This is a genomic window from Streptomyces sp. NPDC024687, from assembly GCF_055559055.1.
Window position 1 is genome coordinate 148,981 of sequence record NZ_JBVHLJ010000009.1, and the last position, 22,138, is coordinate 171,118.

The following is a 22,138-nucleotide window of genomic DNA, read 5'->3' on the forward strand; positions in this document are numbered from 1 at the left end:
TCACTAACTTGGCAAGGAGTGGGGTACAGGACGTATTTCAGGGGTTCCAGAACGCAGTGCAGTAAGGAGCGCCCCACCATGGAGAGCGCCCCTTACATCGGCAGCCGGACCGTCGGCCCTCAGGCCAGTCGTACGACTGCTCGCGACATCCCCAGCACCTTCTGCCCAGCGCTGGTCACCGTGAGGTCGACGCGGACCGTGTTGTCGTCGAGCTTGGCGGCGACCTTCGCGGCGACCTCGACCGCGGCGCCCTGGTCGTCGTTCGGGACGACGACGGGCTTGGTGAAGCGGACGCCGTACTCGACGACCGCGCCCGGGTCGCCGGCCCAGTCGGTCACCACGCGGATCGCCTCGGCCATGGTGAACATGCCGTGCGCGATGACGTCCGGCAGTCCGACCTCCTTGGCGAACTTCTCGTTCCAGTGAATCGGGTTGAAGTCCCCGGAGGCGCCCGCGTACTGGACGAGGCCGGCGCGCGTCACGGGGAAGGTCTGGGCCGGCAGCTCGGTGCCGACCTCGACGTCGTCGTATGCGATCTTCGCCGTCATGTTCTTCGTCACGCCTCCTCTGCCGCGCGCGCGACCAGCTTGGTCCAGGCGGTCACCACGTGTTCGCCGGCCTCGTCGTGGACCTCGCCTCGGATGTCCAGGATGTCGTTGCCGGCCATGGACCTGATCGCCTCGATGGTGGAGGTGACGGTCAGACGGTCACCGGCGCGCACGGGGCGGACATAGGCGAACTTCTGGTCGCCGTGCACCACGCGGCTGTAGTCCAGGCCGAGCTGCGGGTCCTGCACGACCTGTCCCGCGGCCTTGAAGGTGATCGAGAACACGAAGGTCGGCGGGGCGACGACGTCGGGGTGGCCGAGCGCCTTGGCGGCCTCCGGGTCCGTGTACGCGGGGTTGATGTCCCCCACCGCCTCGGCGAACTCGCGGATCTTCTCCCGGCCCACCTCATAGGGGGCGGTGGGCGGATAGGTCCGCCCCACGAAGGACTGGTCGAGCGCCATGGGCTCGGCACCTCCTGCTTGCTCTACTGGCCGGTATCGGGTCCCTCAACGACGCGAGGCCGCCCCCGATCTCTCGGGGACGGCCTCGCGTACGAGCCTGATTTATCGCGTTTCGCGGTGCGCGGTGTGCGCGTTGCAACGCGGGCAGTGCTTCTTCATCTCCAGTCGGTCCGGGTTGTTACGCCGGTTCTTCTTGGTGATGTAGTTCCGCTCCTTGCACTCCACGCAGGCCAGCGTGATCTTCGGGCGGACGTCGGTGGCAGCCACAGGAGTGCTCCTTGACGAACGGATGGGACAACTAACGCATAGAAGAGTAGCCGATCGAAGGACCGACCCCGCAATCGGCTACTGTCTGTAGCGGTGACCGGACTTGAACCGGTGACACAGCGATTATGAGCCGCTTGCTCTACCGACTGAGCTACACCGCTGTGATGCGATCCGTTCCCGCCTCGCGACGGGAACCTCACACACCAGAGCCCCAATACGGAATCGAACCGTAGACCTTCTCCTTACCATGGAGACGCTCTGCCGACTGAGCTATTGGGGCGAGCGATGAAGACATTACACGCTCCGCCGCCGTTCGCCCAAATCCGTTTCGCGGCGCCCTGGGTGCCTTGATCCACAGGGTTCCCGGAGCCCTCAACAGCCCCTCCAGCACGGCGGACCACACCGGTACGACTATTGCGCTCCTCCCCGTCGCAGGCGCGCCGCCACCCTAGGCTCGACTCACTCTGCGTGATCTTGCGTCCCCTTGCGCGGTTCCGGCGGCTCCGGGCTTGCGCAGCCCGAGCCCCTGGAGCGCGATGTCCGACAGCCAGCCGCAGCCGCCCCACTCCTCGTCCTCGTCGTCCTCGTCCGGTGCCGCGTCGTCGGGCCCCTCCGAGGCGGCCGGTCTCCTGTTGTGCGGGGCACGGCTCACCGACGGCAGGACCGTGGACGTACGGCTGGGCGGCGGGCGCATCGAGGCGGTCGGAACGGCCGGGAGCCTGGCCGTGGGCGGCACACGCGCGTGCGGTGCGCGCGTGGATCTCAACGGCTATCTGCTCCTGCCTGCCCCGGCCGAGCCGCACGCCCACGGCGACACCGCCCTGTCGGCCGACGCGGACGGGCCGCTCACCTACGACCCGCACGACGTCCAGTGCCGGGCCACGGAGGCGGCTCTGCTGCAGCTCGGGCACGGTGCGACCGCGCTGCGGGCACACGTGCGCGTGGGTGACGTCCAGGGGTTGGGCGCGCTGGCCGCCGTACTCCAGGCGCGGCGGTCGCTGCGCGGGCTCGCCGAGCTGACGGCCGTGGCGATGCCCAGGGTGCTGACCGGGGTGGCGGGGGCGGAGGGGCTCGCCATGTTGCGGGACGCGCTGAAGATGGGGGCCTCGGTGGTGGGCGGTTGTCCGGATCTCGATCCCGATCCGACCGGCTACGCGGAGGCGGTCCTGGAGGTCGCTTCGGAACACGGCTGCCCCGTCGACCTGCACACCGACGCCACCGACCCGGCCCGGCTCGCCCGGCTCGCCGCCATGGCCGGGGGGCTGCGGCCCGGTGTGACCCTCGGCCCCTGTGCGGGCCTCGACCGGCTCCCCGCGGAGGTGGTCTCCCGCACCGCCGACCAGCTCGCGGCGGCCGGAGTTGCCGTGGTGTGCCTGCCGCAGGGCGGCTGCGCGGGCGTGGACCGCCGGGGCACGGCTCCGGTACGGCTGCTGCGCGCGGCCGGGGTCCGGGTGGCCGCCGGCAGCGGCGCGCTGCGGGACGCCTGCAACCCGGTGGGCCGCGGGGATCCGCTGGAGGCCGCGTACCTGCTCGCCTCCCGCTACGGGCTGCGGCCGGAGGACGCCTACGACGCGGTGAGCACGTCGGCGCGAGCCGTGCTCGGACTGCCCGAGGTCCGCGTGGAGGCCGGCTTCCCGGCCGAGTTGCTCGCGGTACGCGGCGACCGCCTGGCCGGCGCGCTCTCCCTGGCGTACAGCCGGATCGTGGTGCACCGGGGGCGCGTGGTGGCACGGACCAGCGCGGTACGCGAGTACTGCAACTCGGCGGCGGCCGCGGAGTTGGGGCTGCCTCGGCAGGGGCGGGGGTAGGTGGCGGTGTCGGCAGGGGCGGGGCAGGCGGCGGTGTCGGCGGTGTTCTGGTGCGGGGCGTGGGCCCCCTGTGCGCCCCTCAGCCCCACCCGGCACTCCCCTGGCGCGGCGTTCGCGGATGTTCCGGCGTACGGTCGAAGGCATGCGCATTGTCATCGCTGGTGGTCATGGTCAGATCGCGCTGCGGCTGGAGCGGTTGCTCGCCGCGCGCGGGGACGAGGTCGCGGGGATCATCCGCCGCCCGGAACAGGGCGACGACCTGCGGGACGTCGGTGCCGAACCGGTCCTGCTGGACCTGGAGTCGGCCTCGGTCGAGGACGTGGCGGCGGCTCTGCGGGGCGCGGACGCGGCGGTCTTCGCGGCGGGCGCGGGCCCCGGCAGCGGCGCGTCCCGCAAGGACACCGTGGACAAGGCAGCCGCGATGCTGTTCGCGGACGCGGCGGTCCTGGCGGGCGTACGGCGCTACGTGATCGTGTCCTCCATGGGCGCGGACCCGCGGCACGAGGGCGACGAGATCTTCGACGTGTACCTGCGCGCCAAGGGCGAGGCGGACGCCTATGTGAGCGGCCTGGACGCCCTGGACTGGACGATTCTGCGTCCCGGCGCGCTCACCGACGACGCCGGCAAGGGTCTCGTCCGCCTGGAAGCGCACACCGGCCGTGGCCCGATCCCGCGCGACGACGTGGCCGCCGTACTGGCGGAGTTGCTGGACACACCCGCGACAGCAGGGCTGACGTTGGAGCTGGTGAGCGGTTCCACGCCGGTGTCGGTGGCGGTGAAGTCGGTGGCCGGCAACTGAGGGTGCCCGCGGGTGCGGGTACGGGTGTACGGGTTCGGTTCGGGTTCGCGGAGGACGGGCTGCTGGCGCGGACGGGCGTGCGGTCGGGGGCGTAGGCTCCCGGCGCCCGGCGCGTCAGAACATCAGAACAGGGGCAGCTGGCCGGATACGACGGGGACTGCGTACCCGTCCAACGACGGCTGGGCCGCTCCGAGTTCCGCCTGTCTGCGCGAACCCGGGCACGAGACGAGCTGTCCCCTCTCGCGCGCGCCAGGCGGGTCGTGCCGGGCGAAGCGGCCGGCGACGACGGCGATCTCGCGACGGCATTCGGGGCAGAGCCTGCGACGACTGGACATGCAGTCAGTGTGCCCGGGCGGAAGGGGTTAGTGCGTCTGGAGTGGGCGGTTGTCTTGTGACCCCCCGTCAATAGGCGCCTGCCGAAGGGGTATTCGGAAGCGACAGCGGTTTCTGTCGATTCCGAGGAGGTACCTGCCGTGCGCTCCTTAAAGCGCTGGCTCGACCGCAGTCTGGCCGCACAGGCGGTTCTGATCTTCCTTCTGGGTGTGGGTGCCAGCGCCTTGTTCCGCCAGGGCGACCATCCCGTGTTCTGGGTGGTTCAAGCGGCCCTCTACGCCGCCATAGCCATCACATTCGTGGCCGTGCAGCGTCGCCGGACAAGCCGCGCGGCGGGCACCGACCCCCACGGGCTCGTCGAGCTCGGCCGCAGGATCCGCCATCGCGAGGTGCCGAGCGAGCCCGGGGAACGGGAGTCGATGCGACGACTGGTCGACGACCAACTGGGCCTGCTGGAACGCAGGCGCCGGTGGCTGCCGTACTCGCTGGGCTTCATGGGCCTGACGGCGGCCGCCCTGCTCGCCCTCGGGGTGGCCACCGGATCAGTGGTCTTCCCGCTCGTCTTCTCGGCCTTCATGATCGGCTTCTGCTGCTGGGCCGTCTGGATGCGACGCCGGACTCTTGACCGCTACCACTACATGCGCGCAGCACTGCGGGAGGAACACGAGCGCGTGTCCTGACCCACGGCACCGACGGTGAGACACAACACCCCGCTCCGGAACACCCGAAACACGGCCCACCCGAAACACGAAAGGACCCCCTCCGCTCTGCGTTTCCGCAGTTCGGAAGGGGTCTCTTTCTCAGCGTGGCGGCGCCAGGATTCGAACCTGGGAAGGCTGAGCCGGCAGATTTACAGTCTGCTCCCTTTGGCCGCTCGGGCACACCGCCGGGGTTGCTGCCCTTCGAACCGTCTTTCGGCGGTGCTCCGTGGCAACGACGTAAACAATACCCGATGCCGAGGGGTGCTTCGCCACCCGATTGATCTGCGCCCGGAGGGCATGGGGTGACTAGGCTTGGGCGGATGCGGCCCGGGTTCACACCGGCTCGGCGACCGCCCTCACGTACGCCGATACGCGTCCGTACACACGCTGACACGCACCCCGATACAAGGAGCCACAGGACATGGCCGACTCCAGTTTCGACATCGTCTCGAAGGTCGAGCGGCAGGAGGTCGACAACGCCCTCAACCAGGCCGCCAAGGAGATCTCCCAGCGCTACGACTTCAAGGGCGTGGGTGCCTCGATCTCGTGGTCCGGTGACAAGATCCTCATGGAGGCGAACTCCGAGGACCGGGTCAACGCCGTCCTCGACGTCTTCCAGTCCAAGCTGATCAAGCGCGGGATCTCGCTGAAGGCGCTCGACGCGGGCGAGCCGCAGCTCTCCGGCAAGGAGTACAAGATCTTCGCGTCGATCGAGGAGGGCATCTCCCAGGACAACGCGAAGAAGGTCGCGAAGATCATCCGCGACGAGGGCCCGAAGGGCGTGAAGGCCCAGGTCCAGGGCGACGAACTGCGAGTCAGCTCGAAGAGCCGTGACGACCTGCAGTCCATCATCGCCCTGTTGAAGGGCAAGGACTTCGACTTCGCGATCCAGTTCGTGAACTACCGGTGAGCTGATTCATCGATCGGCACCGATCGGCTCCGCTCGACGCCGATCCACGAGGAAGGGTGGGCACCTGGCCGGTGCCCACCCTTCTCGCCTGCTGGCTGCGGTTCGGGGGTCAGTCGCGCGAGTTGCCGAACAGGAGACGGTAGGCGATCAGGAGCACGAGGGAGCCACCGATCGCGGCGGCCCAGGTGGGCCCGTCGTAGAAGTTCTTGGTGACCGGGTGGTCCAGCCAACGGGCCGATATCCAGCCGCCGATGAACGCGCCCGCGATGCCGATGAGGGTCGTCCCGATGAAGCCACCCGGGTCCCGGCCAGGCAGCAGGAGTTTGGCGATGGCTCCGGCCAACAACCCCAGGATGATCCAGCCGACGATGCTCATGCCCTGAACCTGCCCTTCAGCGCTGTGCCCGCACGTCGTATGCATGCGGCTTGCGCGCGGTGTTCGTCGAGCGGGTGTTCGTGTGTCGTTGCCGAAGAGGACGTCAGGGCCCCATCCTGCGGTTGCATGCGATCAGTAGGGTGCGGTTCATGACGCATTCCGGTGCCGAACTGCGGCGCACCTTGGGAGTAGGGGACGCCGTCGTCATCGGGCTCGGCTCGATGATCGGCGCAGGGATCTTCGCCGCCCTCGGGCCGGCAGCGCGCGCGGCCGGATCCGGGCTGCTGCTCGGACTCGCGGTCGCCGCCGTGGTGGCCTACTGCAACGCCACGTCCTCGGCGCGGCTGGCCGCCCTGTATCCGGCCTCGGGCGGCACCTATGTGTACGGGCGGGAGCGGCTCGGACCGTTCTGGGGTTATCTCGCGGGCTGGTCGTTCGTGGTGGGGAAGACGGCCTCCTGTGCGGCGATGGCGCTGACGGTGGGTGCGTACGTCTGGCCGGGTCAGGCCCATGCCGTGGCTGTCGCGGCCGTGGTGGCGCTGACCGCGGTGAACTACGGCGGGATCCAGAAGTCCGCCTGGCTGACCCGGGCGATCGTGGCGGTGGTCCTCGCTGTCCTCGCTTCCGTGGTGGTCGTGTGTCTGGGGTCCGGGGCCTCACAGGCCGGGCGACTGGATGCCGGTGTCTCCGGCGGTGCGGGCGGAGTGCTGCAGGCGGCCGGTCTGCTGTTCTTCGCGTTCGCGGGGTACGCGCGTATCGCGACCCTCGGTGAGGAGGTACGGGACCCTGCGCGCACCATCCCCCGCGCGATCCCCCTGGCCCTGGGCATCACGCTGGTGGTGTACGTGGGTGTGGCGGTGGCTGTCCTTTCCGTGCTGGGCGCCGATGCTCTGGGCCGTGCGGACGCGCCGCTGGCCGAGGCAGTGCGGGCGGCCGGGGTGCCCGGGCTCGTGCCGGTGGTGCGGGCGGGTGCCGCCGTGGCCGCGCTCGGCTCGCTGCTCGCCCTGATTCTGGGCGTCTCACGGACGACGCTGGCGATGGCCAGGGACCGGCATCTGCCGGGCGCGCTGTCCGCCGTGCATCCCCGTTTCCAGGTACCTTACCGGGCCGAGCTGGCCGTGGGTGCGGTGGTCGCGGTCCTCGCCGCCACGGTGGACGTACGGGGCGCGATCGGTTTCTCCTCCTTCGGTGTGCTCGCGTACTACGCGGTGGCCAACGCAGCCGCCTGGACGCTCGGTTCGGCTCCGGCGGTCCGGGTGGTGCCGGTGGTGGGGCTGCTCGGGTGTGTGGTGCTGGCGTTCGCGCTTCCCGGGGTTTCCGTGGTCGTGGGCGCGGGGGTGCTGGCGGTCGGGGTGCTGGCGTACGGCGTACGCCAGTGGTTGGCGGCACGGTAGGTCGGCGGCAGGTGCCCCTGGGCCCGGCTCGTCAGGTCGCGGGGGTCGGCGGCGCCGTGCGTATCCGGAACTCCGCCCAAGGAGCCATCTCCAGCTCCTCGTTCATCTCCTCGTACCAGCCGGTGCCGTCGACCCAGGCTTGCAGCCAGTCCGTGAGGGACGGGGCGTCCACGAACCAGGAGTGATCATGGTCGCCGGCGTTCGGCTCGAAGAGGAGGACGGTGGCTTCGGGGCTGTGGCAGTCCACGCACGCGAACATCGCACAGCCCCAGTGGGATATCGGCAGGACGCCCTCGGGCCAGGGCCAGTCGGGGTCCTTGCGGCCGCTCTTGCGGTTGGCCAGGTACTGCACGACGGCTGCGGGCTCGCCTGCCGGGGAGCCGTCGAGCAGGGGCAACAGGCCGTACTCCGGGCCGAACCCGCCGTCTCCTATCTGCAGGTAGAGGGCGGCGAGCAGTGGGGGCAGGTGGAAGCCCAACGCGGCCTCGGCTTGAGCCAGGGTGGGCGGGTCCACCGGCTCGGGGAGGGAAGCCCAGCCCCACGGACGGGTGTTGCGGGCCTTGTCCGCCACCCGTGCCAGCAACTGCTCGCTCTCGGTCATGCATTCATGATGCAGGGCGGCACTGACAGCCGGGCAGGCCTGTGGACAACCCACGGATTGTGGAAAAACCCGGCCCGTCCGTCAGCGGGTTGCGAACGGCTCGTCCGTGGAGACGATTTCGCGGCCCAGTGGGAACAGGGACACGGGGATCAGCTTGAAGTTCGCGATGCCGAACGGGATGCCGATGATCGTGAGGCAGAGGACGAGGCCCGTCGCGATGTGGCCCAGGGCCAGCCACCAGCCGGCGAGGACCAGCCACAAAACGTTGCCGACGAAGGAGGGCGCGCCCGCGTCGCGGCGCTCGACCGTGGTGTACCCGAAGGGCCACAGGGCGTAGACGGCGATGCGGAAGGCCGCGATGCCGAACGGGATGCCGATGATGGTGATGCAGAGCAGCGCGCCCGCGGCCAGGTAGGCGAGGAAGAGCCAGAAGCCGCTCAGGACGAGCCAGATGACGTTCAGGATGGTTTTCACTGGGGGCGACCTGCCATCTTCTCGAGCCGGGCGACGCGCTCCGCCATCGGCGGGTGAGTCGAGAACATCTTGGACAGTCCCTGGCCGGGGCGGAAGGGGTTGGCGATCATCATGTGGCTCGCGGTCTCGATGCGTGGCTCGGGGGGCAACGGCAGCTGTTTGGTGCCCATGTCGAGCTTGCGCAGGGCGCTGGCGAGTGCGAGGGGGTCGCCGGTGAGCTGGGCGCCGGAAGCGTCCGCCTCGTACTCCCTGGAGCGGCTGATGGCCATCTGGATGAGGCCGGCCGCCAGCGGTCCGAGGATCATGATCATCAGCATGCCGAGGAGGCCAGGACCGTCATCGTCGTCGGAGCGGCCGATCGGGATCAGCCAGGCGAAGTTGACCAGGAACATGATCACGGAGGCGAGGGCTCCGGCGACCGACGAGATCAGGATGTCGCGGTTGTAGACATGGCTGAGTTCGTGGCCGATGACACCGCGCAGTTCGCGCTCGTCCAGCATGCGCAGGATGCCGTCGGTGCAGCACACGGCGGCGTTGCGCGGGTTGCGGCCGGTCGCGAAGGCGTTGGGTGCCTCGGTCGGAGAGATGTACAGGCGCGGCATGGGCTGACGGGCCTGGGTGGAGAGCTCACGGACCATGCGGTAGAGGGCCGGTGCCTCGAACTCGCTCACCGGGCGGGCACGCATCGCGCGTAGAGCCAGCTTGTCGCTGTTCCAGTACGCGTACGCGTTGGTGCCCAGCGCGATCAGGACGGCCACCACCAACCCCATGCGGCCGAAGAAGCTGCCGATGACGATGATGAGTGCGGACAGTCCCCCGAGGAGGACTGCGGTCCTGAGCCCGTTGTGCCGGCGGTGCACGGTACGCCCTCCAAGTGGTGCAGCAGGGGAACCCTTTGCTTGCTGGTCTCCGATGTCTTCCGATGCCACCGGTCCGTGGTGTCACGTCCAGTGGACCTTCCCGTCTTGCTCAACGCCAGGCGCGGGCCACTAGTTCCCTTGTGCGCACGGAGGCCCAGGTGAGCCGTTCGGGTGACGGTCCTGGGTCCAGGTCCGGGAGGGCCGGTTCAGAAGAGTCCGGTGTCGGTGAAGCGCAGCACCAGTTGGGGTGCGCCCGACAGGGCGACGCCGAGGACGCCGGTCAGGGCGAGGGCGGCGGTGAGGGGGGCGGGGACTCGGTGTGCGGCGGGTTCGCCCTCTGGTGCCCGGAACAGCAGGGTCGTCCACTGGAGGTAGTAGAACAGCGCGATCACGACGTTGACGGCCATGACCACGGCGAGCCAGCCGAGGCCCGCGTCCACGGCCGCCGAGAAGACGGTGACCTTGGCGAACAGGCCGATGATGCCGGGCGGCAACCCTGCCAGGCAGAACAGGAAGAAGGCCAGCAGGAGGGCTGCGAGGGGGTTGGTCGCGTAGAGGCCGCGGTAGTCGGTGATGCGGTTCGCGGTCCTGGTGCGGCCCACCAGAGCGGCCACGGCGAAGGCGCCGAGGTTCACGGCGGCGTACATGAGGGCGTAGGCGACGGTGGAGCCTACGGATCGCTCGGCGTCGTCGGAGTACGCGGCGGCGGCGATCGGCACGAGGAGGTAGCCGGCCTGGCCGACGGAGGACCAGGCGAGCAGCCGTACGGCGCTGTACGCGCGCGTGGTCTGCTGTCGCAGGGCGCCGAGGTTGCCGACAGTCATGGTGAGGGCGGCGAGCGCGGCGAGGGCCGGGCCCCAGACGTCGGCGTACGAGGGCAGGGCGACGACGGTGACGAGGATCAGGCCGGAGAAGCCGACCGCCTTGCCGACGACAGACAAGTAGGCGGCGATCGGGAGTGGCGCGCCTACGTAGGTGTCGGGCACCCAGAAGTGGAAGGGCACGGCGGCCGTCTTGAAGGCGAAGCCGACGAGGGTGAGGACGACGCCGGTCTGGGCGAGGGTGTGGAGCTGTCCGTCGACGTGCTGGATGCGGTCGGCGACCTGGGTGAGGTAGAGGGTGCCCGTGGAGGCGTACACGAAGCTGATGCCCATGAGGCTGACCGCGGTGGCGGTGACCGAGGACAGGAAGAACTTCAGGGCCGCTTCGGAGGACTTCCTGTCGCCGTGCCGGATGCCGACGAGGGCGAAGGCGGGCAGGGAGGCGACTTCCAGGGCGACGATCAGGGTCGCGAGGTCGCGGGAGGCCGGCAGGAGGGCGGCGCCGGCGGCTGAGGAGAGCAGCAGGAACCAGTACTCCCCTTCGGGGAGTCTCTTGTCGGCGTCCTTGAGGGTGGTGACCGACAGGAGGGCGGCCAGGAGGGCGCCGCCGAGGACGAGGAACTGGAGGACGAGCGTGAAGCGGTCGGCCGTGTAGCTGCAGATGTGGGGATCGCCGGTCAGGCAGAAGGTGCTGCGGTCGCCGTCCAGGAGAGGCAGCAGCAGGAGCGCGGAGGCGGCCAGGCCCGTGACCGAGACCCACCCGAGCAGGCTCTTCTTCTGCTCGCCGACGAACAGGTCGGCGACGAGGACGACGAGTCCGACGACCGCCGCGACGGTGGGCGGCGCGATGGCGAGCCAGTCGACGGACTGGACGAGGTTCGCGGCCGTCGCGGTCAGCGGCTCGGCCGATGATGCCCATGGCTGGACCATGGCGGCGGGGGTGCTCATCGGTTGCCTCCTGCGAGGAGCTGCTGGACGGCCGGGTCGGTGAGGCCGAGGAGGGCCTTCGGCCACAGACCCGCCACGACGGTGAGGGCGACGAGCGGCGTCCAGGCCGCGAACTCGTACGTGTGGACGTCGGCGAGCTGGGGGGCGTCCTGGGGTGCGGCGCCCATGCAGACGCGGCGGACCACGACGAGCATGTACGCGGCCGTCAGCAGGGTGCCGAACGCGCCGATCGCCATGAAGGTGAGGAAGGCGGGGCGGCTGAGGTCGTCGGCGGGCTTGAAGGCGCCGAAGAGCGCCAGCATCTCGCCCCAGAATCCAGCGAGGCCGGGCAGGCCGAGCGAGGCGACCGCGCCGAAGGCCAGCAGGCCGCCGAGGCGGGGGGCCTTGCCGTACAGGGCGGCGCCGCTCTCCTCGGCCAGGGTGTCGAGGTCGGTAGTGCCGGTGCGGTCCTTCAGGGCGCCGACCAGGAAGAACAGCAGGCCGGTGATGAGGCCGTGGGCGATGTTGGCGAACAGGGCGCCGTTCACGCCGGTCGGGGTCATGGTGGCGATGCCGAGCAGGACGAAGCCCATGTGGCCGACGGAGGAGTAGGCGATGAGGCGTTTGAGATCACCCTTGGCGCCCCGCTTGGCGAGGGCCAGGCAGGCGAGGGATCCGTAGATGATCCCGACTACGGCGAAGGCGGCGAGGTAGGGCGCGAAGTCGCGGAAGCCGTCGGGCGCGATCGGCAGCAGAATCCGGACGAACCCGTACGTACCCATCTTCAGCAGGACGCCGGCCAGCAGCACCGACCCGACGGTCGGCGCGGCGGTGTGGGCATCGGGCAGCCAGCTGTGCAGCGGCCACATCGGGGTCTTGACCGCGAGCCCGATCCCGATCGCCAGAACGGCAATGACCTGCACGGACGCGGTCAGCGACCGGCCGTTGTCAGTGGCGAGTGCCACCATGTCGAATGTGCCCGCCTTGATCCCGATCAGGAGCAGGCCGAGCAGCATGACGACCGAGCCGAGCAGTGTGTAGAGGATGAAGCGCCAGGCGGCGGCCTGGCGGTCCGCGCCGCCCCAGCGGGCGATGAGGAAGTACATCGGGATGAGCACCGTCTCAAACGCGAGGAAGAACAGCAGCAGGTCGAGGACGGCGAAGGTCGCGAGGGTGCCGGACTCCAGGACGAGCAGCAGCGCGACGAAGGCCTTCGGGGACGGGCCCGAAGGCATTTTGAAGTAGGAGTAGAGCGCGCAGAGGAAGGTCAGCAGCGCGGTCAGGACCAGAAGGGGGAGGGAGATGCCGTCGATGCCGAGGTGGATGCGCACGTCGAGTGCGGGGATCCAGCTGATGTCGGTCGTGGCCTGCATCTTCGACGGATGGTCGTGGTCGAAGCCGAGCGCGAGGACGATCGCGGCAATGAGGATCACGCCGGTGACGGTCACGCCGTGTCGCAGTACGGCCTGGTCGGGCGACTTCCCCTTCAGTCCGGGCGGGGCGGGCAGTACGGCCGTGACGGCACCGAGGAGCGGGCCGGCCACGACGAACGCCAGAAGGAACTGCATCACGGACTCGTTGATATCGATCACGCCTGCTCACGCTCCCGTGGCGACGAGGACGACGGCGACCGCGAGGACGACGGTGCCGGCGAGCAGCGCGCTCACATAGGTCTGCAGATTGCCGGTCTGGGCCCGTCGCACGGCGGTGCCGAGCCAGCGGGGCAGCGTTCCCGCGCCGCGCACGTAGGTCTCGACGACCTCGCGGTCCAGGAAGCGGACGAGGTCGGCTCCGGCTTGGACCGGGCGGACGAAGAGGGCCGTGTACAGGGCGTCCAGGTGGAAGCCGACGGCCGCGTGGCGGTGCAGCGGGCCGAGCAGCAGTCGTCCGGGGTCCGCCGGGTCCGGCACGTGGGCCACGTCTCCGTAGGCGGGCTCGTGGGTGGCGATGGCCTCGGCCTCGACCAGTCCCGCGTCACCCTCGGGGTGGGCGGCGACCGCGCCGAGCGGGACGCGGGCAGCGATCGCGCGGGTGTGCCGCCAGGCCGCGTAGGTGACGATGCCGCCGACCAGGGCCGCACCCGTGCCGACGACGGACGTGGTGAGGGCCGGGGCGAGGTCGCGGCCGTCGAACCAGTCGGGCAGCACGCGGTAGGCGAACGCACCGAGGGCGAGGGAGGGAGCCGCCAGGACCCACAGGACCACGTTCATCGTCAGCGGCTGCCGGCCGTGGTCGGGGGCCTCGGTGCCCCGTCCGCGGAAGGCCAGCAGCCACAGGCGGGTCGCGTAGGCGGCGGTGAGCACGGCCGTGAGGAGGCCGGCGACCAGGGTGATCCAGCCCGCGGCGCCGGGTGCGTGTTCGGTGTGGCCGGTGGCGACGTGCTCGGCGGCGCCGAGGACGGACTCCTTGGAGAAGAAACCGCTGAAGGGCGGGATCGCGGCGAGCGCGAGGAGCGCCACGGTCATCGTCCAGAACGCGTCAGGGATGCGGGCAGGCAGGTCCTTCATACGGGACATGGCGGCCAGTGAGTTGGTGCCGGCGGCGTGGATGATCACGCCGGCCGCGAGGAAGAGCAGCGCCTTGAAGGCGCCGTGGGACAGGAGGTGGAAGACGGCGGCACCGCGGTCGCCGACGGCGAGTGCGCCGGTCATGTAGCCGAGCTGGCCGATCGTCGAGTAGGCGAGGACGCGCTTGATGTCGTCCTGGGCGAGTGCGGCGAGACCGGAGCCGAGCATCGTGACGGCGGCCATGACGGCGAGGACCACCATCGCGGCCTGGGATGCCTCGAAGACCGGGAGGAGACGGGCGATGAAGTAGACACCGGCGGCCACCATCGTCGCGGCGTGGATCAGCGCGGAGACGGGCGTGGGGCCGGCCATCGCGTCGGGGAGCCAGGTGTGCAGTGGGAACTGCGCCGACTTGCCGGCCACGCCTGCGAGGAGGAGCAGGGCGATCAGGGTCGGGTGATCGAGTCCGCCGTGCGCGACGGCGTCGAGGACGCTGGTGATTTGGAAGGAGCCGACGTCGGTGGCCAGCGCGAACAGGCCGATCAGGAAGGGGACGTCACCGAGTTTGGTCACCAGGAAGGCCTTGAGGGAGGCGGCGCGGGCCTCGGGGGTCTCCCAGTAGTGGCCGACCAGGAAATACGAGCAGATACCCATGATCTCCCAGCCGACCAGCAGCACGATCAGGTCGCCGGAGTAGACGACGAGCAGCATCGCGGAGGTGAAGAGGGAGACGAGTGCGGCGTACGAGGGGTAGCGCGGGTCGTCGCGCAGATAGCCCGTCGAGTAGATCTGCACACAGGTGGCGACGAGGCCGACCAGGACGGCGACGAGCGCGGCGAAGCCGTCGATGTGCAGGGCGAGTTCGATGGGGACCGAGCCGGTCGGGGTGAGTTCGGTGGCGGCGTTCACCGCCTGGTCGCCGCCTTGGAGTACGGCGACCACCGCGGCGAGCACGAGGGCGGCCAGGGGAGGCAGGACGGCGAGCGGGCGGACGAAGCCGGGGGCCGTGCGGCCGAGGAGCAGGCCGGCTGCGGCGCCCAGGAAGGGGAGGACGGGGACGAGGACGGCGAGGGTGGTCGTGGTCACGCGGTGGCCTCAGCCTTCCCGGTCCGCCCGGATCGTGCGGCCTGCTCGGCCGGGCGGGCTTCGCTGTCGGAGTCGTCGCGGTCGTCGGGGTCGTGGCCCTCCGCCGTGTCGCGGAGTTTGTCGATGTCGGCGGTGCCGCGGTTGCGGTGGACGGCAAGGACGATCGCGAGGCCGATACCGATCTCGGCGGCGGCGATGGTGATGGTGAACAGGGTCAGGGCCTGGCCGGAGTGCAGGGTCTCCTGGGCGGCCTTGCTGAGCCAGACGTCGAAGGCGACCAGGTTCAGGTTGACGGCGTTGAGCATCAGCTCGACCGACATGAGGATGAGGATCGCGTTGCGGCGGGCGAGGACGCCGTACAGGCCGGTGCAGAAGAGGAGGGCGGAGAGTACGGCGGGATAGGCGAGGTGCATCAGCGGGCACCTTCCTGTTCGGCTGACTCGGCTTCCTTGGCGGTCTCGGACGCCGTGGCTGACTCGGACCCTGTGGCCGACTCGGAGCCCCTGGCCGACTTGGAGTCCCCAGCCGACTTGGAGCCCTTGGCCGACCCGGTTCCCGAGATCGGCTCATTTCGCCTGATCGGGTGATTACGGGAATCCGGGACGGATGGGGAACCACCGCTCACGGCTCGGGAGTTCACAGGGGGAGAGCTCGACTCCGCCTTCACCTTGCGGGACAGGACGATCGCGCCGACCAGTGCCGCGAGGAGCAGGACGGAGAGGGCCTCGAAGGGGAGGACCCAGTTCTGGAAGAGGCTCGCGCCGGTGGCCTCGGTGGAGCCGGCGGCCGGCCCGTCGAGGTCGATCCAGGTGGTGCGGAAGGCGTCGGCGACCACCCAGACCAGAGCGGCCGCTGCGGCGAGGGCCACGACGAGGGCGGCCCATCGGTTGCCGGAGTCGGCGTCCGGCGAGCGGCCGATGGGGGCCCTGGTGAGCATCAGACCGAACAGAAGGAGGACGACGACGGAACCCACATAGATCAGGACCTGCACCCAGGCGATGAACTCGGCGGTGAGCAGGAGGTATTCGACGGCGAGGCCACCGAGGGCCACCACCAGCCACAGAGCGGCGTGCACCAGCTGCTTGGTGGTGACGGTGACGATCGCGGCGCCGAAGGTGACCAGGCCGACGAGGAGGAAGGCGATCTCGACACCGGTCGGGGAGAGGAAGCCGTGCGCCTCCTGAGCGAGGGTCACGACTCTTCCCCCTGGGGCTCGGCCGGCGTGGTCGGCTCGGCCTGCGCCGCCGCCAGCTTCTCGGCCGTCTTGCGGGCGGTGGCGATCTCCTTCGGCTCCTCGGCGCCGGGGTCGAGGGCCGGTGGGGCCGGGACGGTCCACATCCACTCCCGGAGCTTGTCGCGCTCGTGGGTGAGGTCGCGGATGTCGGTCTCGGCGTACTCGAACTCCGGGGACCAGAACAGGGCGTCGAAAGGACACACCTCGATGCAGATACCGCAGTACATGCACAGGGAGAAGTCGATGGCGAAGCGGTCGAGGACGTTGCGGCTGCGTTCGCGGCCACCTGGGGTCGCCGCCGGGACCGTCTCCTTGTGGGAGTCGATGTAGATGCACCAGTCGGGGCACTCACGGGCGCACAGCATGCAGACCGTGCAGTTCTCCTCGAACAGGCCGATCACCCCGCGGGTACGGGGCGGGAGGTCGGGCTGGGCGTCGGGGTACTGCTCGGTGACGGTCTTCTTCGTCATCGTGCGCAGGGTGACGGCCAGGCCCTTGGCCAGACCGGAGCCAGGAATGGGGGCCATGGTTACTGGATCACCACCTTGACGATGCCGGTGAGGGCGATCTGGGCGAGGGAGAGGGGGACGAGGAGGGTCCAGGAGAGCTTCTGGAGCTGGTCCTCGCGCAGGCGGGGGTAGGTCACGCGGAGCCAGATGACGACGAAGGCGAGCACGGCCGTCTTGAGGAGGGTCCAGACCCAGCCGAGACCGTCGACGCCCCAGGGGCCGTGCCAGCCGCCCAGGAAGAGGACGGTGGTCAGACCGCACAGGACGACGATTCCGGCATATTCGGCGAGGAGGAACAGGGCGAAGCGCAGGCCGGTGTACTCGGTGTAGGCGCCGAAGATGATCTCCGAGTCGGCGACCGGCATGTCGAAGGGAGGGCGCTGGAGTTCGGCGAGGCCGGCGATGAAGAAGACGATCGCGCCGACGATCTGCCAGGGCAGCCACCACCACTCGAAGGCGTCGAGGATGCCGGGGAGGGAGACGGTTCCGGCCGCCATCGCCACCGAGGCGGCGGTGAGGAGCATCGGGAGTTCGTAGGCGAGGAGCTGTGCGGCGGTGCGCAGGCCGCCGAGGAGGGAGAACTTGTTGGCGGAGGCCCAGCCGGCCATGAGGGAACCGAGGACGCCCACACCCATCACGGCGAGCACGAAGAACACGCCGGCGTCGACGACCTCGCCGACGGCGCCCTCTCCCGGGCCGATCGGGATGGCGAGGAGGACGAGGAGGTAGGGCAGGAGGGCGACGGCGGGGGCGAGTTGGAAGACACGGCGGTCCGCGCCCGCGGGTACGACGTCTTCCTTCTGGGCGAACTTCACGCCGTCCGCAACGAGTTGGGCCCAGCCGTGGAAGCCGCCGGCGTACATCGGGCCGAGGCGGCCCTGCATGTGGGCCATCACCTTGTGCTCGGCCTGACCGATGATCAGGGGGAAGGTGAGGAAGACGACGAAGACGATCAGGAGTCGCAGGGCGACGTCGAGAGCGTCGTTCACTGCGGGCCTCCTGCGGGCTTGTCGGGGGTGGAGTCCTTGGTCTTTTCGGGTGCTCTGTCTTCTTCGGGGACTGTGGAGTCCTCGGAGGCCGGCTCGCCGGAAGCAGGCGGCTCCTCTCGAACCGCGGGGCCTTCAGAAGCCGTGGGTTCATCGGAAGGCGCGGGGTCTTCGGAAGGCGCAGGGCCTTCGGAAGACGCGGGGCCTTCGGTAGACGCGGGGTCTTCGGTAGACGCGGGGTCTTCTGGGGCCGAGGTTTTCGAAGGCGTTGGCTCCCCGGTGGTCTTGCGCGCTTCGGGCTCTCCAGGGCGTTCGGAGACTTCGGTGCCCTCGGGCGTGGGAGACCGCTCCGGTTCCGGGTTGTCGAAGGCCGGGCGGGCGTGGTGCCACGGTGCGTCCGGGCTGCGAGGAGCCGTGGGGGGCTTCGGCGGCGCGGGGTTCGTGCTCGCGTCGTCGGCCGACGGCTCGGAGCCGGTCGCGGTGGCCCTCCGACTCGCGGAACCGCCAGAGGCGGTACGTGCCCGACGGGGTCCGCTCGGGGCACCCCCCGCCGCGGCTCCCCGAGGCTGAGGTGCGGGCGCTTCCGACGCCGTGCTGTCCGACTCGGTTGCGGGCGCATCCGGCGCCGGGGCCTCCGACGCGGGTACGGAAGCATCAGGCACCGGGCTCTCCGACACGGGTGCGGGTGATCCCGGTACCGGGTCATCCGTCGCGGACGCAGACAAGCCAGGTGCCAGAGCCTCCGACCCGGGGGCGCCGTTGGCCGGGGCTGCCGTACCGGCGCCGGTGCCGGTTCCGGTGCCGTCGGCTTCTGGTGCCGTCTGGCCGGCCGAACCCTGCGCGGCGGTACGTGTACGCCGGGGCACACCCGTCGGTGGGGTCGGTGCAGCATCCTCCGTCGCCCCGGGCGCGGTCTGGCTCGCTGAGCCCTCGTCCGCCGTACCCGCCCGACGCGGACCAGCTCCCGACGCGCCCGCCGCAGCCGACGCCCCGGCCGCATCCAGCCGGCTCACCGACCCCTCCGCAGCCGAACGCGCCCGACGCGGACCACCCGCGACCCCAGCCGCATCCGCCGACCCCGGGACCTCAGACGCCTCCGCCTGACTCGCCGACCCCTCCGAAGCCGAACGCACCCGACGCGGACCGCCCGCGACCTCAGCCGCACCCGACGTACCCGCCGCGCCCGCCGCGCCCGCCGGCCCCGACGCCCCGGACCCCTGACTCGCTGACCCCTGACTCGCCGACCCTTCCCCAGCCGAACGCGCCCGGCGCACCGGACGGTCGCCCGTCGGGCGGGGTGGCCGTTCTCCTGGGGTGCGGCGGGTGGGGGCCGGGGGGAGTTGGCCCTTCAGGGGGCCCCATTCGTTGGGGTCGGGGACTCCTGGGGGGAGCATCTGGCGGCGTTTGGGGCCGCCGTGTTCGGACTCGCCCGGTTCCTTCGCGCCGGGCCAGGCCTTGGCGACGCGGGCCGCCAGGACGAAGTCCTTGCGCAGGGGGTGGCCCTCGAAGGTTTCCGGCAGCAGGAGGTGGTCCAGGGAGGGATGGCCCTCGAAGGTGACGCCGAACATTTCGTAGGTCTCGCGCTCGTGCCAGGCGGCGCCCGCGTAGATGTCGACGGCGGTGGGCAGCACCGGCGTGTCGTGGGCAACTGTGGTGCGCAGGAGCAGGCGTCGTACCGGGGAGAGGGCGGCCACGTGGGCGGCCACGCGGAAGCCGGTGCCGGGTTCGTCGACGGCGCTGAGCCAGTCGAAGAAGGTGCAGCCCAGGTCGTCGCGGGCGACGCGCAGTGCGGTGAGCCAGGTCGTGGGCGGGACGTCGACCGTCAGGACCTCGTAGGACTCCTCGGCGGTGGCCTCGGGGCCGAAGAGTTCCTCGGCGGGGGCGGGGAGCCAGCCGACGGCGGTCACTGCGAGTCCTCCTCGTCCGGAGCCGACACCGCTGCCGGCGCCGCTGCCGGCGCCACCGCCGGCGGCTGGACCAGCCCGCTCTGCAGCGCGGCCGCCGACGGGCGTGCCGCGGACGCCCCGTACCCGTACCGCTCCCCCAGCGACTCCCTCGCGATCTTCTCCTGGAGCTTCAGGATGCCCTGGAGCAGCGCCTCGGGGCGGGGCGGGCAGCCGGGGACGTAGACGTCGACGGGGATGATCTGGTCGACGCCCTTGGTGACGGAGTAGGAGTCCCAGTACGGGCCTCCGCAGTTGCTGCACGCGCCGAAGGAGATGACGTACTTCGGCTCCGGCATCTGTTCGTACAGGCGTTTCACCGCCGGTGCCATCTTGTCCGTGACCGTGCCGGAGACGACCATCAGGTCGGCCTGGCGGGGGCCCGGGGCGAAGGGGATGACGCCGAGGCGGATGAAGTCGTGGCGGGCCATGGACGCGGCGATGAACTCGATGGCGCAACAGGCGAGGCCGAAGTTGAAGACCCAGAGGGAGTAGCGGCGGCCCCAGTTGAGGATCACCTTCATCGGCTCGGGGGCGAGGCGGGAGAGGGCGCCCAGCCGTTTCGGCTCCGAGAGCAGTACGGGCTCCGTGGCGGCGGGGCCGGCCGCAGAGCTCGCGGAGGAGTCGGCCACGGAGTGCGAAGGGGATTCGGCGGCGGGGTTCACGTCCATGCCAGGACACCCTTCTTGTACGCGTACAGGAGTCCCACGGCGAGGAAGCCGAGGAAGACGAACATCTCGACAAGGGTCGTCGCGCCGTAGCCGGGGGCCGCGAAGACGGTGGCCCAGGGGAACAGGAAGATCGAGTCGACGGCGAAGATGACGTAGAGGAAGGCGTAGACGTAGTAGCGGACCTGGGTGTGGGCCCAGCCTTCGCCGACGGGGTCGACCCCGCACTCGTACGTCAGCAGTTTCTCCGGGGTGGGGACCACGGGTCGCAGCAGCCGTCCGGCGCCGAAGGCGACCGCGACGAACAGCACGCCGACGACGGCGAGCAGTCCGACGACCGAGTACGACTGGAAGTAGTCCGCCGCGACGACGGTCGGATCGACGACGGTTGCATCGACGACGGTCGGTTCCGGCACGTCCGCCCCTCACTCCCTGTGAGCACGCTGAACACAGTGGTCACGCTGGACACCACTGTTCGACGATCTGTACGCACGGGAGTCTAGGCCCTGATAAAGGCACGGTAAGCAGCCCGTCACCCAAGGAAAGCCATCCGAAGGGCGGGGGTGGGGTTTTCCCCAGCACGGCGCGGCGGTCCGCCTCATGGCGCTCGGCGGTCGCGCGCGGCACGCTAGCCCATATGACCGAACGCCACTCCTCCCCCAGCCGCGCCGTGATCACCGGCCCAGACGGCGGATCCGACGACGGCCGGCCGCCGCCGGCCCGTTTCGCCTTCGACGCGCACACCTGGAAGGAGATCGCGCATCTGCTGGCGAACCTCCCGGTGTCGGTCCTCGGCTTCACCTATGTCGTGACGGTGCTGTTCACCGGCTTCTGGCTGACCGTCACGGTGATCGGGTTCCCGCTGCTCGCGGCGGGTCTGCTGGGCGCGCGGCAGCTGGGCAAGCTGGAGCGGGCGCGGGCCCGGGCCCTGCTCGGGGTGCGGGTGGACGAGCCGAGCCGCCTGCCGTGGCGCACCAAGAACGGCGGCAACGGCTTCTTCGCCCAGCTGTGGATGGGGGTCAAGGACCCCGTGGGCTGGCGGACGGTGCTGTACGACTTCATCCGGCTGCCGTGGGGCGTGCTCACCTTCACGATCACGCTGACCTCGTTGTTCGTGCTGTGGCCGGTGCTGCCGTTCATCGCGCGGGGCCTGGCCAACGTCGACCGGGCGATGGTGCGCGGGCTGCTGTCGCCTTCCGACGAGCTGGAACGCCGTATCGCCGAACTGGAGTCTGACCGGGGGGTCGTGGTGGACGCGGCTGCGTCCGACCTGCGGCGCATCGAGCGGGATCTGCACGACGGGGCACAGGCCCGGCTCGTCAACCTGGCCATGGGGCTCGGCCTCGCCAAGGAGAAGCTCCTGGAGGACCCGGAGCACGCGCAGGCGATGGTCGCGGAGGCGCACGGCGAGGTGAAGCTGGCGCTCCAAGAACTGCGCGATCTCGCGCGGGGCATCCATCCCGCCGTACTGACCGACCGCGGACTCGACGCCGCCCTGTCGTCGGTCGCCTCACGTTGCACGGTGCCGGTGAAGGTGACCGCCGACCTCGACGCGCGGCCGGTGGCGGCGATCGAGGGGATCGCCTACTTCACCGTCTCCGAACTGCTCCAGAACATCAGCAAGCACAGCGGGGCGCGGTCGGCGTCGGTCGACGTGTGGCGGTCGGAGAACCGGCTGCTCATCCAGGTGTGGGACGACGGCCGCGGCGGCGCCCGGCTAGACGGCGGCACCGGGATGCGCGGGCTCGCGGAGCGCCTCGACGCGGTCGACGGACTGTTCGTCATCGACTCCCCGCCGGGCGGACCGACGGTGGTCACGGCGGAGCTGCCGTGGCGGGACCGGGCCGCGGACAAGAGGTAGGGAAAACCCCCCTTCGAAGAGGCCGACGACCTCCATGGTCCGTCGACCTGCGGCCCAGCAGGGT

Annotated in this window: 24 protein-coding genes and 3 tRNA genes; 6 read left to right on the forward strand and 21 right to left on the reverse strand. The window is 70.4% G+C overall.

Features of this window, described 5'->3' with window-relative positions; translation table 11 throughout:
* Positions 1–119 precede the first annotated feature (119 nt).
* From ACZ39I_RS31480 to ACZ39I_RS31500, 5 genes are all read right to left on the reverse strand, one after another.
* On the reverse strand, positions 120–548 hold the full coding sequence (locus tag ACZ39I_RS31480; protein WP_467248500.1) for a MaoC family dehydratase: 429 nt from the start codon (positions 546–548) through the stop codon (positions 120–122).
* An 8-nt stretch (positions 549–556) separates the two neighbouring features.
* A complete protein-coding gene (locus ACZ39I_RS31485; protein ID WP_467248300.1) occupies positions 557–1,009 on the reverse strand; it encodes an FAS1-like dehydratase domain-containing protein in 453 nt (150 codons plus the stop codon).
* Positions 1,010–1,111: 102 nt separating this feature from the next.
* Positions 1,112–1,276 (reverse strand): 50S ribosomal protein L33, encoded by a 165-nt coding sequence (gene rpmG, locus ACZ39I_RS31490; RefSeq protein WP_003948671.1) that lies wholly within the window; start codon positions 1,274–1,276, stop codon positions 1,112–1,114.
* 88 nt (positions 1,277–1,364) lie between these two features.
* Positions 1,365–1,437, reverse strand: a tRNA-Met gene (locus ACZ39I_RS31495).
* A 46-nt stretch (positions 1,438–1,483) separates the two neighbouring features.
* Positions 1,484–1,556, reverse strand: a tRNA-Thr gene (locus ACZ39I_RS31500).
* A 256-nt stretch (positions 1,557–1,812) separates the two neighbouring features.
* Here ACZ39I_RS31500 and ACZ39I_RS31505 point away from each other — a divergent pair.
* The gene (locus ACZ39I_RS31505; protein WP_467248303.1) at positions 1,813–3,084 is read left to right on the forward strand and encodes an amidohydrolase family protein; all 1,272 of its coding nucleotides are present in this window, start codon (positions 1,813–1,815) and stop codon (positions 3,082–3,084) included.
* A gap of 142 nt (positions 3,085–3,226) precedes the next feature.
* Entirely contained in the window at positions 3,227–3,883 is a 657-nt protein-coding gene (locus tag ACZ39I_RS31510; RefSeq protein WP_467248305.1) for an NAD(P)H-binding protein, read from the forward strand.
* Positions 3,884–4,005: 122 nt separating this feature from the next.
* Here the strand turns inward: ACZ39I_RS31510 and ACZ39I_RS31515 are convergent, their stop codons facing one another.
* Positions 4,006–4,218: a hypothetical protein gene (locus tag ACZ39I_RS31515; protein ID WP_352390602.1), complete on the reverse strand. Its 213-nt coding sequence runs from the start codon at positions 4,216–4,218 to the stop codon at positions 4,006–4,008.
* A 138-nt stretch (positions 4,219–4,356) separates the two neighbouring features.
* On the opposite strand from ACZ39I_RS31515, the gene ACZ39I_RS31520 reads away from it, so the two are divergent.
* A complete protein-coding gene (locus ACZ39I_RS31520; RefSeq protein WP_467248308.1) occupies positions 4,357–4,896 on the forward strand; it encodes a hypothetical protein in 540 nt (179 codons plus the stop codon).
* A gap of 126 nt (positions 4,897–5,022) precedes the next feature.
* Here the strand turns inward: ACZ39I_RS31520 and ACZ39I_RS31525 are convergent.
* Positions 5,023–5,104 (reverse strand) — tRNA-Tyr (locus tag ACZ39I_RS31525).
* A 234-nt stretch (positions 5,105–5,338) separates the two neighbouring features.
* Between ACZ39I_RS31525 and ACZ39I_RS31530 the strand changes: the two genes are divergently transcribed.
* On the forward strand, positions 5,339–5,827 hold the full coding sequence (locus ACZ39I_RS31530) for a YajQ family cyclic di-GMP-binding protein (RefSeq protein WP_020120527.1): 489 nt from the start codon (positions 5,339–5,341) through the stop codon (positions 5,825–5,827).
* A 109-nt stretch (positions 5,828–5,936) separates the two neighbouring features.
* Here ACZ39I_RS31530 and ACZ39I_RS31535 read toward each other — a convergent pair whose 3' ends face one another.
* On the reverse strand, positions 5,937–6,203 hold the full coding sequence (locus ACZ39I_RS31535; RefSeq protein WP_467248310.1) for a GlsB/YeaQ/YmgE family stress response membrane protein: 267 nt from the start codon (positions 6,201–6,203) through the stop codon (positions 5,937–5,939).
* 149 nt (positions 6,204–6,352) lie between these two features.
* Here ACZ39I_RS31535 and ACZ39I_RS31540 point away from each other — a divergent pair, with 149 nt between their 5' ends.
* Positions 6,353–7,597, forward strand: coding sequence for an APC family permease (locus ACZ39I_RS31540; protein WP_467248312.1), 1,245 nt, complete (start codon positions 6,353–6,355; stop codon positions 7,595–7,597).
* Between the two features lie 31 nt (positions 7,598–7,628).
* Here the strand turns inward: ACZ39I_RS31540 and ACZ39I_RS31545 are convergent, their stop codons facing one another.
* From ACZ39I_RS31545 to ACZ39I_RS31605, 13 genes are all read right to left on the reverse strand, one after another.
* Positions 7,629–8,198, reverse strand: coding sequence for an SMI1/KNR4 family protein (locus ACZ39I_RS31545; protein WP_467248315.1), 570 nt, complete (start codon positions 8,196–8,198; stop codon positions 7,629–7,631).
* Positions 8,199–8,279: 81 nt separating this feature from the next.
* Positions 8,280–8,672: a YccF domain-containing protein gene (locus ACZ39I_RS31550; protein WP_467248317.1), complete on the reverse strand. Its 393-nt coding sequence runs from the start codon at positions 8,670–8,672 to the stop codon at positions 8,280–8,282.
* The gene (gene htpX, locus ACZ39I_RS31555; protein ID WP_467248318.1) at positions 8,669–9,532 is read right to left on the reverse strand and encodes a zinc metalloprotease HtpX; all 864 of its coding nucleotides are present in this window, start codon (positions 9,530–9,532) and stop codon (positions 8,669–8,671) included. Before htpX ends, ACZ39I_RS31550 begins: the two co-directional genes overlap by 4 nt.
* Positions 9,533–9,738: 206 nt before the next feature.
* Complete coding sequence (locus tag ACZ39I_RS31560) at positions 9,739–11,283, reverse strand: NADH-quinone oxidoreductase subunit N (RefSeq protein ID WP_467248501.1); 1,545 nt, start codon at positions 11,281–11,283, stop codon at positions 9,739–9,741.
* A 14-nt stretch (positions 11,284–11,297) separates the two neighbouring features.
* Positions 11,298–12,872, reverse strand: a complete 1,575-nt coding sequence (locus ACZ39I_RS31565) for an NADH-quinone oxidoreductase subunit M (protein WP_467248319.1) — start codon at positions 12,870–12,872, stop codon at positions 11,298–11,300.
* Positions 12,873–12,878: 6 nt separating this feature from the next.
* Positions 12,879–14,873, reverse strand: coding sequence for an NADH-quinone oxidoreductase subunit 5 family protein (locus tag ACZ39I_RS31570; protein WP_467248320.1), 1,995 nt, complete (start codon positions 14,871–14,873; stop codon positions 12,879–12,881).
* Positions 14,870–15,286 carry an NADH-quinone oxidoreductase subunit NuoK gene (gene nuoK, locus ACZ39I_RS31575; RefSeq protein ID WP_467248321.1) on the reverse strand — a complete coding sequence of 139 codons (417 nt, stop codon included), beginning with the start codon at positions 15,284–15,286 and terminating at the stop codon, positions 14,870–14,872. The genes ACZ39I_RS31570 and nuoK overlap by 4 nt, the downstream gene beginning before the upstream one ends.
* Positions 15,286–16,068, reverse strand: a complete 783-nt coding sequence (locus ACZ39I_RS31580; RefSeq protein WP_467248322.1) for an NADH-quinone oxidoreductase subunit J family protein — start codon at positions 16,066–16,068, stop codon at positions 15,286–15,288. Before ACZ39I_RS31580 ends, nuoK begins: the two co-directional genes overlap by 1 nt.
* Positions 16,065–16,634, reverse strand: a complete 570-nt coding sequence (locus ACZ39I_RS31585) for a NuoI/complex I 23 kDa subunit family protein (RefSeq protein WP_467248323.1) — start codon at positions 16,632–16,634, stop codon at positions 16,065–16,067. The genes ACZ39I_RS31580 and ACZ39I_RS31585 overlap by 4 nt, the downstream gene beginning before the upstream one ends.
* A gap of 2 nt (positions 16,635–16,636) precedes the next feature.
* Positions 16,637–17,605 (reverse strand): complex I subunit 1/NuoH family protein, encoded by a 969-nt coding sequence (locus ACZ39I_RS31590; RefSeq protein ID WP_467248324.1) that lies wholly within the window; start codon positions 17,603–17,605, stop codon positions 16,637–16,639.
* A complete protein-coding gene (locus tag ACZ39I_RS31595; RefSeq protein WP_467248325.1) occupies positions 17,602–19,509 on the reverse strand; it encodes an NADH-quinone oxidoreductase subunit C in 1,908 nt (635 codons plus the stop codon). The genes ACZ39I_RS31590 and ACZ39I_RS31595 overlap by 4 nt, the downstream gene beginning before the upstream one ends.
* Positions 19,506–20,216, reverse strand: coding sequence for an NADH-quinone oxidoreductase subunit B (locus ACZ39I_RS31600; protein ID WP_467248326.1), 711 nt, complete (start codon positions 20,214–20,216; stop codon positions 19,506–19,508). Before ACZ39I_RS31600 ends, ACZ39I_RS31595 begins: the two co-directional genes overlap by 4 nt.
* Complete coding sequence (locus ACZ39I_RS31605; protein ID WP_352390636.1) at positions 20,207–20,629, reverse strand: NADH-quinone oxidoreductase subunit A; 423 nt, start codon at positions 20,627–20,629, stop codon at positions 20,207–20,209. Before ACZ39I_RS31605 ends, ACZ39I_RS31600 begins: the two co-directional genes overlap by 10 nt.
* A 221-nt stretch (positions 20,630–20,850) precedes the next feature.
* On the opposite strand from ACZ39I_RS31605, the gene ACZ39I_RS31610 reads away from it, so the two are divergent.
* Positions 20,851–22,074, forward strand: coding sequence for a sensor histidine kinase (locus ACZ39I_RS31610; RefSeq protein WP_467248328.1), 1,224 nt, complete (start codon positions 20,851–20,853; stop codon positions 22,072–22,074).
* Positions 22,075–22,138: the final 64 nt, after the last annotated feature.